14 protein-coding genes are annotated in these 14910 nt (G+C 54.2%); 13 read left to right on the top strand and 1 reads right to left on the bottom strand.

The features are described from left to right. The first annotated feature begins 6 nt into the window (after positions 1 to 6). From proX to emrB, 10 genes are all read left to right on the top strand, one after another. Positions 7 to 1002: a glycine betaine/L-proline ABC transporter substrate-binding protein ProX gene (proX, locus tag AC1DUO_RS10430; protein WP_013574085.1), complete on the top strand. Its 996-nt coding sequence runs from the start codon at positions 7 to 9 to the stop codon at positions 1000 to 1002. A gap of 116 nt (positions 1003 to 1118) precedes the next feature. After that, positions 1119 to 1301 (top strand): type II toxin-antitoxin system HicA family toxin, encoded by a 183-nt coding sequence (locus AC1DUO_RS10425; protein WP_013574084.1) that lies wholly within the window; start codon positions 1119 to 1121, stop codon positions 1299 to 1301. A gap of 21 nt (positions 1302 to 1322) precedes the next feature. After that, on the top strand, positions 1323 to 1754 hold the full coding sequence (locus AC1DUO_RS10420; protein ID WP_013574083.1) for a type II toxin-antitoxin system HicB family antitoxin: 432 nt from the start codon (positions 1323 to 1325) through the stop codon (positions 1752 to 1754). A gap of 168 nt (positions 1755 to 1922) precedes the next feature. Further along, complete coding sequence (locus tag AC1DUO_RS10415; RefSeq protein WP_013574082.1) at positions 1923 to 3107, top strand: MFS transporter; 1185 nt, start codon at positions 1923 to 1925, stop codon at positions 3105 to 3107. Positions 3108 to 3281: 174 nt separating this feature from the next. Then, entirely contained in the window at positions 3282 to 4043 is a 762-nt protein-coding gene (locus AC1DUO_RS10410) for an AzlC family ABC transporter permease (RefSeq protein ID WP_013574081.1), read from the top strand. Continuing rightward, the gene (ygaH, locus tag AC1DUO_RS10405) at positions 4033 to 4371 is read left to right on the top strand and encodes an L-valine transporter subunit YgaH (protein ID WP_013574080.1); all 339 of its coding nucleotides are present in this window, start codon (positions 4033 to 4035) and stop codon (positions 4369 to 4371) included. Before AC1DUO_RS10410 ends, ygaH begins: the two co-directional genes overlap by 11 nt. Positions 4372 to 4545: 174 nt before the next feature. Then, positions 4546 to 5067: a transcriptional repressor MprA gene (mprA, locus tag AC1DUO_RS10400; RefSeq protein WP_013574079.1), complete on the top strand. Its 522-nt coding sequence runs from the start codon at positions 4546 to 4548 to the stop codon at positions 5065 to 5067. A 23-nt stretch (positions 5068 to 5090) separates the two neighbouring features. Then, on the top strand, positions 5091 to 6545 hold the full coding sequence (locus AC1DUO_RS10395) for an efflux transporter outer membrane subunit (protein ID WP_126124629.1): 1455 nt from the start codon (positions 5091 to 5093) through the stop codon (positions 6543 to 6545). A gap of 25 nt (positions 6546 to 6570) precedes the next feature. Beyond that, positions 6571 to 7746: a multidrug efflux MFS transporter periplasmic adaptor subunit EmrA gene (gene emrA, locus AC1DUO_RS10390; protein WP_477987253.1), complete on the top strand. Its 1176-nt coding sequence runs from the start codon at positions 6571 to 6573 to the stop codon at positions 7744 to 7746. Positions 7747 to 7763: 17 nt separating this feature from the next. Then, positions 7764 to 9299, top strand: a complete 1536-nt coding sequence (gene emrB, locus AC1DUO_RS10385) for a multidrug efflux MFS transporter permease subunit EmrB (protein ID WP_015689403.1) — start codon at positions 7764 to 7766, stop codon at positions 9297 to 9299. Positions 9300 to 9374: 75 nt separating this feature from the next. Here the strand turns inward: emrB and AC1DUO_RS10380 are convergent, their stop codons facing one another. After that, positions 9375 to 10478: a tRNA/rRNA methyltransferase gene (locus tag AC1DUO_RS10380; protein WP_477987251.1), complete on the bottom strand. Its 1104-nt coding sequence runs from the start codon at positions 10476 to 10478 to the stop codon at positions 9375 to 9377. A gap of 244 nt (positions 10479 to 10722) precedes the next feature. Between AC1DUO_RS10380 and trxC the strand changes: the two genes are divergently transcribed. The 3 genes from trxC to AC1DUO_RS10365 all read left to right on the top strand — a co-directional run bounded on the left by trxC (position 10723) and on the right by AC1DUO_RS10365 (position 14728). Then, on the top strand, positions 10723 to 11142 hold the full coding sequence (gene trxC / locus AC1DUO_RS10375; RefSeq protein ID WP_013574074.1) for a thioredoxin TrxC: 420 nt from the start codon (positions 10723 to 10725) through the stop codon (positions 11140 to 11142). Positions 11143 to 11271: 129 nt separating this feature from the next. Beyond that, the gene (locus AC1DUO_RS10370; protein ID WP_013574073.1) at positions 11272 to 11976 is read left to right on the top strand and encodes a tRNA-uridine aminocarboxypropyltransferase; all 705 of its coding nucleotides are present in this window, start codon (positions 11272 to 11274) and stop codon (positions 11974 to 11976) included. A gap of 31 nt (positions 11977 to 12007) precedes the next feature. Next, complete coding sequence (locus tag AC1DUO_RS10365) at positions 12008 to 14728, top strand: bifunctional acetate--CoA ligase family protein/GNAT family N-acetyltransferase (RefSeq protein ID WP_421589496.1); 2721 nt, start codon at positions 12008 to 12010, stop codon at positions 14726 to 14728. Positions 14729 to 14910 lie beyond the last annotated feature (182 nt).

Genomic DNA, 14910 nt, shown 5'->3' with positions numbered 1-14910 from the left:
GAATTTATGAAAAAGACAGGAATCTGGGCAGTTGCCGCCCTCACCACATTTGCAACAGCCACCACATTCGCCGCCGATCTGCCGGGTAAAGGCATCAGCGTGACACCCGTTCAGAGCACCATCAGCGAAGAGTCTTTTCAGACAGAACTGGTCAGCAAGGCGCTGGAGAAACTGGGCTATGACGTTCAGCCAACCCGCGAGGTCGATTACAACGTCGGCTACACCACCCTGGCTGCCGGTGATGCCACTTTCACCGCCGTCAACTGGTCGCCACTGCATGATGAAATGTACAAAGCCGCCGGTGGCGACAAAGTGTTTTACCGTGAAGGGACTTACGTGACCGGCGCGGCACAGGGCTGGCTGATCGATAAGAAAACCGCTGAGAAATACCACATCACTAATATCGAACAGCTGAAAGACCCGAAACTGGCCAAACTGTTTGATACCAACGGCGACGGCAAAGCCGATCTGACCGGTTGTACACCGGGCTGGGGCTGCGAAGCGGCGCTGAATGAACAGCTGAAAGCCTATGGTCTTGAACCGACCGTGACGCACAATCAGGGTAACTACTCTGCGATGATCGCTGACACCATCACGCGTTACAAAGAAGGTAAACCGATCTTCTATTACACCTGGACGCCGTACTGGGTGAGCAATGTGCTGATCCCGGGCAAAGACGTGCTGTGGATGCAGGTACCGTTCTCCGTGGTGCCAGGGGATAAAAACGCCGATACCAAACTGCCAAATGGCAAAAACTACGGTTTCCCGGTGAGCACTATGCACATCGTGGCGAACAAAGCCTGGGCTGAGAAAAACCCGGCGGCAGCAAAACTGTTTGCCATCATGAAACTGCCTCTGAAAGACATCAATGCGCAGAACGCCGCGATGCACGCGGGTAAAAATTCAGATGCGGATATCGCTGCACAGACCGACGGCTGGATCAAAGCCCATCAGGAAGAATTTGATGGCTGGGTAAAAGAAGCGGCTGCTGCGGCGAAATAACGCAGTCACAGACTCAGTAAGGCCAGCGGGCGGAGAGAGATCTCCGCCCGTTTTTTTGTGGGTGATTGCTGGTGTGTGTATTGGTGTGTATAATCATCCATCACCAAGGAGAGCCCATGAAATCAACGGAATTGATTAAAGCGCTGCTTGCAGCGGGTTGTGAACTCAAGCGTCACCGGGGAGGAAGTCATCAAATTTGGTGGTCACCTGTCACCAACAAAACCTTTCCCGTTCCCCACCCCAAAAATGATTTACCTGTGGGAACTCTCAAATCCATTAGAAAAATGGCAGGGATATGATCCTGCAACTGGAGGTTGAATATGTTCTTTTCAGTCGGTCTTGAAACACCAAAAGATGACAAAACCGCTTACGGTATGGTGGTACCTGCATTTACCGCGTTTGATTACGGATGCTTCTCTGCAGCGGATACCCGTGAAGAAATCGCCCCTATGGTTCGCGAAGCCATCCTGATGACAGTAGAAGATTTGATCGAAAGCGAACGCTTTGTTGTTGACGATATTTTTGATGCAGGCCATTTGGTGTATGCCGCTAATCCCGAATATGCCGACTTCGATACCTGGTTTTTGATTGATATTGATCTCTCGGAATTCGAAGGGAAAGCGCATCGAATCAATATTTCGCTGCCTGACACCCTGATCAAACGCATTGATAATAAAGTTAAAAATCATCCGTCATATCGCGACCGCAGCCATTTTCTGGCGATGGCCGCACGTAAAGAATTGCTGACCTGACAATCTGACAGCAGGAAACCCTCCTGCTGGCGACTACCTTGCCACTGTGTCTATTACAAAACCAAATAGTTGCCATTAAAACTATTCATTGGTTTAATATTTCAACCAAAACGATAATCATCATCCGAATTTCCCCTGATTCTTCAATAAGATCTGTTAAATCTCATTATGAAAAAAACGACCACACATTCCCCACTCAGCCCGGCACTGATTATTCTGATGGCGGTGGCCACCGGGCTTGCCGTCGCCAGTAACTATTATCCGCAACCGTTGCTGGAAACCATCGCCCGCGCTTTTAATCTTTCCGTCAATCAGGCCGGGTTTATTGTGACGGTGGCGCAGCTCGGTTACGCCTGTGGGTTGATGTTTATCGTGCCGCTGGGCGATATGTTTGAGCGTCGCGGTTTAATCGTGCTGATGACGCTGCTTTCCGCCGCCGGACTGCTGATCACCGCCATGGCGCCCACGCTGACCGTCATGCTGGTCGGGACGGCGCTGACAGGACTGTTCTCGGTCGTGGCGCAGATTCTGGTGCCGCTGGCCGCCACACTGGCGGAACCGGAGCGTCGCGGTAAAGTGGTCGGACTGATTATGTCTGGCTTGCTGCTGGGTATTCTGCTGGCGCGAACCGTCGCTGGTGCGCTGGCGTCGCTGGGCGGCTGGCGGACGGTGTACTGGGTTGCCAGTGCGCTGATGATCGTGATGGCGCTGGTGCTGTGGCGCAAGCTGCCGAAACATCAGCAAAAAACGGATCTGAATTATCCGCAACTGCTGAAATCCATTTTTACGCTGTTCATCCACACGCCGGTGTTACGTACCCGCGCGCTGATCGGCATGTTCTGCTTCGCCAACTTCAGCATTTTGTGGACGTCGATGGCGTTCCTGCTGGCTGGCCCGGCGTATCACTATTCCGAAGGGGTAATCGGCCTGTTTGGTCTGGTGGGGGCGGCGGGGGCACTGGCGGCCACCCGTGCAGGGAATCTGGCGGATAAAGGCAAAGCGCATCTGACCACGACCGCCGGGCTGGTGCTGCTGTTACTGTCATGGGCTGCGATTGCCCTGGGACAACACTCGGTGATTTCGCTGATTATCGGTATCATCGTTTTGGACCTTTCGGTTCAGGGCGTACACATCACCAACCAAAGTGTTATCTATAAAACGATGCCGGAAGCGCGTAACCGCCTGACGGCGGGTTACATGACGACGTACTTTATCGGGGGTGCGGCAGGTTCACTGGTGTCGGCTTCAGCCTATCAGGCGGCAGGCTGGTACGGGGTCTCAGCAGCAGGCATCGTCATGTGTATACTGAATTTACTGGTCTGGTGGAAGGGTCATAAGTACACACTGGCCTGATAACGTACGAAACTACATCAGGCGGGAATCATCACCCCTCCTGATTAGCTTGCGAATAGTCATTTGGGAAATTTATTTGAACCAAAGGGTGTCAACAATACTTACAGTCTGGTAATGTTTACGCCATGAATTATTCGCTGGCAACCATCCGGTTTCACAATGTTTCAAATATCCATGCAAACCAATCCAGATCTCGAAGCACCTGACCCCGTCCGCGTTTCCACTTTCGCACAAGGTATTACCGATAGCCTTCCTATCGTGATTGGTTATCTGCCCATTGCTTTTGCATTCGGGCTCAGCGCGGTCAAACTAGGTTTCACTCCCGCTGAAAGTCTGCTGTTTTCCATTCTTATCTACGCTGGCGCCAGCCAGTTTGTGATCACCGCGCTGCTCAGTGCAGGAATGTCGTTGTGGGTTTCCGCCCTGACCGTGATGGCGATGGATGTCCGGCACGTGCTGTACGGCCCGTCGCTGCGCAATCGCCTGGCGGGAAAGCTCAATGGTAAAAAAACGGCGCTCTGGGCATTCGGCCTGACGGACGAAGTGTTCGCTGCCGCCACCGCCAGGCTGATCCGTGATAAACGCAGCTGGAGTGAAAACTGGATGTGCGGCATTGCGCTGTCATCGTGGCTGTCGTGGGTATCGGGCACCGCCGTGGGTGCACTGTTTGGTAATGGTCCGCTGGAAAATTTCCCGGCCGTCGAAGCCGCGCTGGGATTTATGTTACCGGCGCTGTTTCTGAGTTTCCTGCTCGCTGCTTTTAAGCGCCAGCAGAGCATAGTGTTTGTCGCCTCACTGGCCGGTGCGCTTGGCGGGCTGCTGTTCTGGTCGATCCCCGCTGCCATAGGCGGTGGTCTGGGCGCAGGGTGTCTTGCCGCCCTGCTGCAACGTCCTCAATCCCCTTCTGCCACGGAGATAACCTCAGATGAGCACTGATGTCATTCTGGTTTGTCTGCTCGTCGGCACGGTCAATTACCTGTTCCGGTATCTGCCTCTGCGCCTGGGTTCGCGGCAGAAATCGGGACTGAAAAATGGCCCGCTCTCCCGCGTGCTCGACAGCATTGGTATCGCGTCAATTTGCGCGCTGCTGGTGGTTTCAGGCACCCCTGAAATTCTGCGCGATCAACAAAAACTGCTGCCGTCACTGGCCGGTTTCGTTCTGCTCGCACTGATTTTCTGGCGCACCAAAAGCATCATTATTGCCACCCTGACCGGTGCCGTAGTGTACGGACTGGTGTTCAAGGTGATGCTGCTGGCAAGCTGAGGACCATTTTTACCGTAAGGCAACACCCGGGCAAAGTCTGCCTGATACATTAAACATCGAATAATTCACCGGAGTTATGAATAACACTAATTGCTAAAGAATTGGTGATTCATGACATTGATATTATTAATTACCATCGTTACTATGTCATTCGTAACTAATGAGGCTTCTCATATGGACAGTTCGTTCGCGCCAATTGAAAACATGTTGAATTTCCGGGCTAAAAAGCAAAAAGATTTCCCTTATCAGGAAATTCTGCTGACCCGCCTGTGTATGCACATGCAAAGTAAATTGCTTGAAAACCGTAATAAGATGCTGAAAGCACAAGGAATTAATGAAACGCTGTTTATGGCGTTACTCACCCTTGATGCGCAGGAAAGTCACAGCATTCAGCCTTCGGAGCTAAGCTCTGCGCTAGGTTCATCCCGTACCAACGCCACCCGTATTGCGGATGAGTTGGAAAAACGCGGATGGATCGAACGCCGTGAAAGCGATAACGACCGCCGGTGTCTGCATTTGCACCTGACGGCTGACGGTGAAGCCTTTATTCAGAAGTTACTGCCGCCTCAACATAAGAGCCTGCATTTTCTCTGGTCGACATTAGACGCAGATGAACAGAAGCAGTTAGAAACCCTGACGCGCAAACTGTTAACTCGCCTTGATCAGATGGATGCGACAGCACCACAACAATTCTAGATTTCTGTTCAGGTAAACCACACATGTCACTCCAAGCTCGCTGGAGGCTTACGCCGCTGTTTGCCGTTTTGACGTTGGCCGGCTGCGCCTCCAGTAATAATATTGCTCCTCAGTCGTCGCTGCTGGATACGCAACAGCTTCATCTGCAGCAGGAAAAAGTCAGTTCCCTGACCATCGGTCCTCAGTGGTGGCGCAGTCTTAATGACCCGCAACTCGATAATCTGATGACTACGACGTTGCAAAACTCGCCATCATTACGTCAGGCAGCCGCCCGCGTGCGCGAAGCGCAAAGTGTGATGGGAGAAGCTGATGCCGCCAATGGCCCTTATCTGGATTTGAACGGTTCAACGCGTCGTGAACGTGTCGCAAAAAACACGATCCCGCCGTTTTTGACCAGTTATCCCGAAGCGCCAATTTACGACAGCAGCAACAGCCTCGGGCTGAATCTGAGCTATGAGTTTGACTGGTGGGGGAAATACCGCAATCAGGTGAATGCCGCGAAAGCACAGGTGGATTCCGCCCGTGCTGAACAGGCTGAAGCCGCTCTGACGCTGACCAGTTCGGTGGCGTCAGCCTATTATCAGTTGCAGGCAGATCTTGCCTTGCAGGATGTTCTGCAACACGAAGTGGACAATAATCAGCATCTGGCTGATTTGCGTAAAGCGCAATATCAGGCAGGCGTGTACGGTGTTGAAATTCCGCAACAAACCCAGGCTCAGGCCGACAGTGCCAAACAGCAAATCATCAATCTGAAAGCGCAAACCGAACAGCTAAGACATCAGCTTTCCGCGCTGGCCGGACGTGGCCCGGATGCCATGAACGGGCTGCACGCCGTGGCATTGCCGTCGCCTGACACGCTGGCACCGAAAGGGGAACTGACGCTGGATTTACTCGGCAAACGCCCGGACATCGCTGCACAACGTGATCTGGTGGAGTCCTATTCCCAGCGGGTCAGTGCCGCGAAAAAAGAATTTTATCCAAGCCTTTCCATCAGTGCCTTCGGCGGTCTGACAACCACCAACTACGGCGGCACCAGCCCGAATCTTTTTGAAGCAGCCAGTAAAGCCTGGAATATCGCGCCAGCCATTTCGCTGCCAATTTTCCACGCCGGTGCGCTGCGCTCCAAACTGGGCGAAGAGTCCGCGTTATATGACCAGTCTGTTGAGTCGTATAACCAGACCATCCTGAACGCCATCCAGCAAACTGCGGATGCCATTACTGTCTCGAAAAGCAGCGTTGAACAATTGCAGCAGGCGTCTTCTGCCGCTAAATCGCTGGAAGAGGTGTATCGCGTTTCAGATGCAAGATACAACGCTGGCGTCATCGGACGGGATGAGCTGTTAACCAGCCAGTCAGCGCTCCTGCAACAACAGCAGGCGCAACTCACTGCCAGCAGTCAGTTGATGCAGGCAAAAATCAGTCTCATCCGTGCGCTTGGGGGTGGCTATCAGGCCCCTGCCGCGGACCAAAAATCATAATAAAAGACTCAGTGTGGAGAAGACCATGAGCGCAAATGCCGACACTCAGGCAACGCCGCAAGCTCCGAAAAATAAGAAAAAGACGCGCAAAGTCGCGATGCTCTTGTTAACCGGAATTTTCATCATTATTGCCATCGCCTACCTGTTCTACTGGCTGCTGGTATTACGTCATTTCCAGTCTACCGACGATGCTTACGTGGCCGGTAATCAGGTACAGATTATGGCGCAGGTGTCGGGCAGCGTGACCGACGTCAACTTCGACAGCACCGACTTTGTGAAAAAAGGCGACGTGCTGGTGACCCTCGATCCGACCGATGCAGAGCAGGCTTTCGAGCGCTCTAAAACGGCGCTGGCGAACAGCGTGCGTCAGACGCATCAGTTGATCATCAACGGCAAGCAATATCAGGCCAATATCGCGCTGCGTCAGACCCAACTGCAACAGGCACAGACTGACCTTAAGCGCCGCATTGTGCTGGGTAATGTCGATGCCATTGGCCGCGAAGAACTGCAACACGCCCGTGACGCCGTCGATACCGCGAAAGCGCAATACGATGTCGCCGTTCAGCAGTACAACGCCAATCAGGCGATGATTCTGGATACGCCGGTCGATAAACAGCCGCAAGTTCTGCAGGCCGCCGCGCAGGTTCGTGACGCATGGCTTGCCCTGCAACGGACTAAAGTGCGCAGCCCTGTTGACGGTTTCGTTTCACGCCGTGCCGTACAAATCGGCCAGCAGATCAGCCCGACAACGTCCCTGATGGCCGTGGTGCCAGCGCATCACATCTGGGTTGATGCCAACTTTAAAGAAACCCAGCTGGCGAATATGCGTATTGGTCAGGTGGCAACCGTGGTCAGCGATATGTATGGCGATGACGTGAAATACCACGGCAAAGTCGTCGGTATGGACATGGGCACCGGCGGCGCGTTCTCGCTGTTACCTGCGCAAAATGCCACCGGCAACTGGATCAAAGTGGTTCAGCGTCTGCCGGTTCGTATCGAACTTAACGATCAGGAAGTGGCTGAACATCCGCTGCGTATCGGTTTATCGACACTGGTAACGGTTGATACTCAGAATCGCGATGGCCTGGTGCTGGCCGATAAAGTCCGTACCGAACCGTTGTATCAGACTTCAGCCCTGACGCTGAATCTGGCACCGGTTAACGCCATTATTGCTGACGTTATTCATGCCAATGCAGGCTAAAACATCCGGAGGCCTCTGTGGCAAATAAACCGCTGGTAGGCGCCCCGCTGGCCTGGATGACGGTGGCTTTGTCTATGGCCACCTTTATGCAGGTGCTGGACTCGACGATCGCCAACGTGGCGATCCCGACCATCGCCGGGAATCTGGGTGCCTCGAACTCACAGGGTACCTGGGTTATCACCTCATTCGGGGTGGCGAATGCCATCTCGATCCCGATCACCGGCTGGCTGGCAAAACGCATCGGTGAGGTCAAACTGTTCCTGTGGTCCACAGTACTGTTCGCCCTCGCTTCATGGTTGTGCGGGATGTCCAACAGTCTGGAAATGCTGATCTTCTTCCGTGTGTTGCAGGGCGTGGTGGCAGGTCCGCTGATCCCGTTATCACAAAGTCTGTTACTGAATAACTATCCACCGGCCAAGCGGAGTACCGCGCTCGCGCTCTGGTCGATGACGGTGATCGTCGCCCCGATTTGCGGGCCGATCCTCGGCGGGTATATCAGTGATAACTATCACTGGGGATGGATCTTCTTTATTAACGTGCCGATCGGTCTGGCCGTGGTGTTCCTGACGCTCAGAACGCTGAAGGGACGCGAAACCGCCACGCAGATCCGTCCGATCGACAGTGTGGGATTAGTGCTGCTGGTGCTGGGTATCGGTGCCTTGCAGGTGATGCTCGACCGGGGTAAAGAACTCGACTGGTTTAACTCGACGGAAATTATCGTGCTGGCGGTCGTGGCGGTGGTCGCGCTCTGTTTCCTTGTGGTCTGGGAACTGACCGACGACCATCCGATCGTCGACTTGTCACTGTTTAAATCGCGAAACTTTACCATCGGCGTGCTGTGTATCAGCCTGGCCTACATGCTCTACTTCGGCGCGATTGTGTTGCTGCCGCAGCTGTTGCAGGAGGTTTACGGGTATACCGCCACCTGGGCCGGTCTGGCGTCCGCGCCGGTGGGTATTTTGCCGGTACTGATGTCGCCGATTATCGGGCGTTTCGCGCACCGTCTGGATATGCGAAAGCTGGTGACCTTCAGCTTTATCATGTATGCCTACTGCTTCTTCTGGCGTGCGTATACGTTCGAACCGGGGATGGATTTTGGCGCATCCGCCTGGCCGCAGTTTATTCAGGGCTTCGCGGTGGGTTGCTTCTTCATGCCGCTGACCACCATTATTCTGTCGGGATTACCGCCGGAACGGATGGCGGCGGCATCGAGTCTGTCGAACTTTATCCGTACACTGGCGGGGTCGATTGGTACGTCAATCACCACCACGTTATGGTCGAACCGTGAATCGCTGCATCACGCCCAGTTAACGGAAAACATCACGCCGTATAATCCGGCTGCGACGCAGACTTATCAGCAGCTCGAAGGTCTCGGTATGAGCCACCAGCAGGCTTCAGGATGGATAGCGCGGGAGATCACCAATCAGGGATTAATTATCTCTGCCAACGAGATTTTCTGGTTATCCGGCGGGGCGTTCCTGGTGTTGCTGATTTTAATCTGGTTCGCCCGACCGCCATTCACCAGTGGCGGTGGCGCGGGTGGTGCGCACTGATTCAGATAAACCCTGAATGTCAGAAAGCAAAACGGACGCCTTATGCGTCCGTTTTTTATGGCTGAAACCGGGCGATTACGCCTGGTTCTGACGCCACCATTCTGCCAGCAAAATACCGGATGCCACGGAAACGTTGAGGCTTTCCACTTTACCGGTACCGCCGATAGACACGCTCAGGTCGCCCTGCTGCCATGCGCTGTCAGATAAACCATCACTTTCTTCGCCCAGCACCAGCACCATTTTGGCCGGTAACTGCGCTTTGCCCAGCGCCGTACCTTTATGGCTCGACGTGGTCACGATGGTGTATCCCGCTTTACGGAAGGTTTCCAGCACTTCAAGGAAGTTATCCGCGCTGATGGCTTTAACGTGTTCCGCGCCGCCTTCTGCCGTACGGACTGCTGCGCCAGATTCCAGCTGGGCCGGATCCTGAACCATCATCCCGTTGATACCAAAATGCGCACAAGAACGCATGATACCGCCGAGGTTGTGCGGGTTACCGACGTTTTCCAGCGCCAGCACACAGTCCTTCGCCGGAGCCGTTTGCAGATACGTTTCTGCATCCAGACCCTGACGTTTTTTGATCAGGAAGCACACGCCGCCGTGGTGTTCGGTGCCGGAGGCTTTCGCCAGTTCGTCATCTTCAACCACATGGTAGGCTTTGCGGTTCGCCGCCATCCAGCGCAGCGCTTCGCGGAAACGCGGAGTCACGGACTGCACAAACCATGCACGCACAATCGCGTCCGGACGGCTGGCAAACAGTGCCTGACAGGCGTTTTCGCCATACACACGGGTTTCTTCCTGACGCTGACGACGCAGTTGTTCAGGATCGATAAAGCTTTTACCGCTGATACCGCCGTGATCCGGAACAGATTCATCTGCCGGCGGACGTGAAATTGTTTTCCACGGCGAAGAGTACGGGCCGTCGTCGTCACGCGCCGGACGACGCGGGCGATCATCACCACGGCGTGGTGCCGGTCCGCGGGAATCGCCACGGGAATCGCTGCTGCGACGCTCATTGCGGCGGGCATCGTCTGGACGGGAACCCTGGCGAGGTTTATCGCCCGGACGTCCTTTATTGTTAGAAGGACGTTTATCGTTATTGCGGTTATCGCCGTCGTCATCACTGCGGACGTACATCACTTTGACTTTGCCGTTCTTGCCACTGAATGAATCGTTCATTTTTCTCTCCACCTACGCGCAGGGCGCGAAGATTACCTGATGTCTGTGAGCTAAGCCACAGGCTTTGGACCAAAAGCTAAAAACTATCGTAATCATTGAATAAACCACGTTGTTTACGTGACGTATCGACCCCATACTTACAACATATAAGTAACATATCAGCCGTGTTCTTTACCGCTTTTAAGGATAAAACCGGGGTTGTGGTTGATACCATTCTCACGTTAAGCAATGTAGAGGCTATTTTATGAATACGGTTTGTTCATCATGTCAGGCCACCAACCGCCTGCCTGAGGATCGTATCGACGACGGCGCAAAATGCGGCCGTTGCGGTCATGCACTTTTTGAAGGCGATGTCATTCACGCGACTGCCGCCACGCTGGACAAATACCTGCAGGATGATCTGCCGGTGGTTGTCGATTTCTGGGCACCGTGGTGTGGCCCTTGTGTTAACTTTGCGCCGATTTTTGAAGACGTTGCACAGGAACGCGCCGGTAAAATCCGCTTCATCAAGGTTAATACCGAAGCTGAACCTGAACTGAGCGCGCGGTTCCGTATCCGCAGTATTCCGACCATTATGGTGTTTAATGAAGGCAAAATGGTCGATATGTTGAGTGGAGCAATGCCTAAAGCACCGTTCAACAACTGGCTTAATGAATCATTGTAACGCATAAGCCGCTATAAAGCCCTGCTGAAGGCCCGTCACCGCACGGGCCTTTTTCTGTTCCGAACACAAGCCACTTGCCTGCCACCACCGGGCGATTAGAATAGCCGTTTTTCGCATACCGGAATGCCTATGTCAGACAATGCCGTCCTTCGCCTGCGTGAGCAGCGTTTAGCCCGATCCACCCGTCCTTTTCTTGCGCGTGGTTCACGGGCGATACGCTGTCAGACCTGCCTGTTGCCCAAACGCCACTGCATCTGCGCCACGCGCGAAATTCATCAGGCCACCAGCCGTTTTTGTCTGGTGATGTTTGACACGGAGCCGATGAAACCGAGCAATACGGGTCGCTTAATCGCGGACGTGTTGCCGGATACGCAGGCGTTTTTGTGGTCACGCACGCAAACCGATCCGGCTCTGCTGGAAGCAATTGCGGACCCGCAGCGTCAGGCTTATGTGGTGTTTCCCGCCTCTTTCGCCGAACCGCCGCGTCAGGTGTTTACCGAAGTTCCGGCGGGCAGCAAACCGCCTTTATTCATTATGCTCGACGGCACCTGGAACGAAGCGCGCAAAATGTTCCGCAAAAGCCCATATCTGGATAATTTGCCGGTTTTCTCTCTCGATGTAAGCGCCAGCTCCGGCTATATCCTTCGGGAAGCCTCGCGCCCGGAACTGCATTGCACCGTGGAAGTGGCCGCCGCCCTGCTGGAAAAAGCCGGTGATCTCGATGCTTCAGCGGGCCTCTCACGCCACTTTACCCATTTCCGCACCCAGTATCTGGCCGGAAAACCCCATCATCCGGTGCACCAGCTCACAGCAAAGAACGAAGAAAACCTCTAGAATCATGGGAACATGATGAACCGGAGACGTTATGAGTCAGCGCGGACTGGAAGCCTTATTACGACCTGAATCTATCGCGGTCATTGGCGCGAGCAATAAACCGGGGCGGGCCGGATATCTGATGATGCGCAATCTGCTCGACAGCGGATTCAATGGCCCGGTGCTGCCGGTTACACCCGCTTATCGCGCGGTGTGCGGCGTACTGACCTGGCGGGATGTCGCCAGCCTGCCGATGTCGCCCGATCTCGCCATTCTCTGTACCCACGCTGACCGCAATCTTGCATTGCTCGAACAGCTCGGCGAACGTGGCTGCAAGACGGTCATTGTGCTTTCCTCACAGCCACAACAATTCGTTGAACTCAAAACCAGCGCCCAGCGCTTTTCGATGCGCCTGCTCGGACCCAACAGCCTGGGCATTCTTGCACCGTGGCAAAAACTAAACGCCAGTTTTTCGCCGGTGCCCATCCTGCCCGGTAAGCTGGCGTTTATTTCGCAATCGGCTGCGGTCGCCAATACGATTCTGGACTGGGCGCAACAGCGTGCCGTCGGCTTTTCCTATTTCGTATCACTGGGCGACAGCCTGGATATTGATGTCGATGACCTGCTCGATTTCCTCGCCCGCGACAGTAAAACCAGCGCTATTTTGCTCTATCTCGAACACATCAGCGATGCACGGCGCTTTCTTTCTGCCTCCCGCAGTGCCTCACGCAATAAACCGATTCTGGTGATCAAAAGTGGTCGCAGCGGACAGGCGCAGCAATTACTCAACAGCCCGCTTAGCCTCGACGCCGCCTATGATGCGGCTATTCAGCGCGCCGGTTTACTGCGCGTGCAGGATACGCACGAGCTGTTTTCCGCCGTTGAAACGCTGAGCCATATGCGCCCGTTACGCGGTGAGCGTTTGTTTATCATCAGTAACGGTGCCGCTCCTGCCGCGATGGCGCTGGATCAGTTGCTTTCGCGTAACGGCAAACTGGCGAAACTGAGCGATGAAACCTGCCAAAAACTGAGTGCCATTCTGCCTGACAATATTGCCGTCTCGAATCCGCTGGATTTGCATGATGACGCCACACCGCAGCTGTATCAGGCTGTGATGACCACCCTGCTGGACAGCACTGATTACGATGCGCTGCTGGTGATCCACGCCCCCAGCGCCGTCGCACACGGTACGGTGACCGCCAGCCATCTGATCGATGCTGTGCATAAGCATTCGCGTGGCAAATACATCACGCTGCTAACCAACTGGTGCGGCGAGTTTTCCTCGCAGGAAGCCCGCAAGTTATTCACCGAAGCCGGGATCCCGACTTACCGGACACCGGAAGGAACGGTGACGGCGTTTATGCATATGGTGGAATATCGCCGGAACCAAAAGCAGCTGAAAGAAACACCGGCACTTCCGGCCGACCTCGAGCAGAACACTGATCAGGTGCATCAGTTGATCGCCCGCACACTGGCGGAAGGCACGACACAGCTGGATACACATGAGGTACGCCCGATTTTGCAGGCGTACGGCATGAATGTGCTGCCGACGTGGATTGCCAGCGACAGCGCAGAAGCGGTGAATATCGCCAGCCAGGTGGGTTATCCGGTGGCGCTGAAATTACGCTCCCCTGACATCCCGCATAATTCTGAAGTACAGGGCGTGATGTTATATCTGCGTACCGCCAGCGAAGTCGCGCAGGCGGCGAATGCCATTTTTGACCGTGCCAGACAGGCGTTTCCGCAGGCGAGAATTCTGGGGCTGCTGGTGCAAACCATGGCCAACCGGCCAGGCTCACAAGAATTGCGCGTGGTGGTCGAACAGGATCCGGTATTCGGCCCGCTGATCATGCTGGCCGAAGGCGGTACCGACTGGCGACCTGAAAGACAGGCGGCGATTTCCCTGCCGCCGCTGAACATGACGCTTGCACGTTATCAGATAGTTCAGGCGCTGAAGAGTGGCAAAATTCGTGGTCGCCATGCCCTGCATCCTCTTGATATACCGGCGCTGAGTCAGTTGCTGGTGAATGTGTCGAACCTGATTATCGACTGCCCGGAGATCGAACGGCTGGATATCCATCCTCTGCTGATTTCCGGCAGTGAGCTCAGCCTGCTGGATGTGTCCATGCAGCTTTGTGCACAGGGAGCAGAGGCACCGTCACGACTGGCGATTCGCCCTTATCCGCGCGAGTTGGAAGAGCGCGTTATACTGAAAGACGGATCACCGGCATTGTTCCGGCCAATCCTTCCGGAAGATGAGCCGCTGCTTAAAGCATTTATCCTGAAAGTCACTAAGGAAGACCTGTATTACCGCTACTTCAGTGAGATCAATGAGTTCACCCATGAAGATTTAGCGAACATGACACAGATCGACTACGACCGTGAAATGGCGTTCGTCGCCATTCGTACTGTGAATGATGAAAGTGAAATTATTGGCGTCACCCGGGCGGTCTCGGATCCGGATAATATTGATGCTGAATTCTCGGTACTGGTGCGGTCGGATCTGAAAGGTCTGGGGCTCGGAAGGCGGCTGCTTGATAAGATGATCCATTACGCGGCAGAGCACGGCCTGCAACGTCTGACCGGCATTACGATGCCCAATAACCGTGGCATGATCACGCTGGCCAGAAAACTCGAATTCGACGTCGATATTCAGATCCAGGACGGCATTGTGAACCTCTCACTGGCACTGGAAAAGACCCGGATTTCGCAGCAGAAAGCCGCGAGCCTGCGCCATGAACAGGCAAAAGATGCGCACATGGGGCAGGACTAATGGTATTATCGACCGATTGTGCGGTTACCACTGTCTGCTTGTGCCGCTAAAGCCATTACATGAAGAGAGAAGAAGCGCACTGTGATGTTGTCAAAATTTAAACGTAATAAACATCAACAACACCTTGCTCAGTTGCCCAAACTCCCCCAAACGGTTGATGCTGTAAAAACACTCTACTGCCC

The organism is Rahnella sp. P4_A8, from assembly GCF_056402435.1.
This window is presented reverse-complemented; position numbering and strand designations above follow the sequence as displayed.

Excerpts from the sequence above, each read along its gene's own strand:
- mprA (WP_013574079.1), top strand. The coding sequence starts at position 4,546 with ATGGACAGTTCGTTCGCGCCAATTGAAAACATGTTGAATTTCCGGGCT.
- AC1DUO_RS10415 (WP_013574082.1), top strand. The coding sequence starts at position 1,923 with ATGAAAAAAACGACCACACATTCCCCACTCAGCCCGGCACTGATTATT.
- AC1DUO_RS10395 (WP_126124629.1), top strand. The coding sequence starts at position 5,091 with ATGTCACTCCAAGCTCGCTGGAGGCTTACGCCGCTGTTTGCCGTTTTG.
- ygaH (WP_013574080.1), top strand. The coding sequence starts at position 4,033 with ATGAGCACTGATGTCATTCTGGTTTGTCTGCTCGTCGGCACGGTCAAT.
- proX (WP_013574085.1), top strand. The coding sequence starts at position 7 with ATGAAAAAGACAGGAATCTGGGCAGTTGCCGCCCTCACCACATTTGCA.
- emrA (WP_477987253.1), top strand. The coding sequence starts at position 6,571 with ATGAGCGCAAATGCCGACACTCAGGCAACGCCGCAAGCTCCGAAAAAT.
- AC1DUO_RS10420 (WP_013574083.1), top strand. The coding sequence starts at position 1,323 with ATGTTCTTTTCAGTCGGTCTTGAAACACCAAAAGATGACAAAACCGCT.
- AC1DUO_RS10410 (WP_013574081.1), top strand. The coding sequence starts at position 3,282 with ATGCAAACCAATCCAGATCTCGAAGCACCTGACCCCGTCCGCGTTTCC.
- AC1DUO_RS10425 (WP_013574084.1), top strand. The coding sequence starts at position 1,119 with ATGAAATCAACGGAATTGATTAAAGCGCTGCTTGCAGCGGGTTGTGAA.
- AC1DUO_RS10370 (WP_013574073.1), top strand. The coding sequence starts at position 11,272 with ATGTCAGACAATGCCGTCCTTCGCCTGCGTGAGCAGCGTTTAGCCCGA.
- trxC (WP_013574074.1), top strand. The coding sequence starts at position 10,723 with ATGAATACGGTTTGTTCATCATGTCAGGCCACCAACCGCCTGCCTGAG.
- AC1DUO_RS10380 (WP_477987251.1), bottom strand. The coding sequence starts at position 10,478 with ATGAACGATTCATTCAGTGGCAAGAACGGCAAAGTCAAAGTGATGTAC.
- AC1DUO_RS10365 (WP_421589496.1), top strand. The coding sequence starts at position 12,008 with ATGAGTCAGCGCGGACTGGAAGCCTTATTACGACCTGAATCTATCGCG.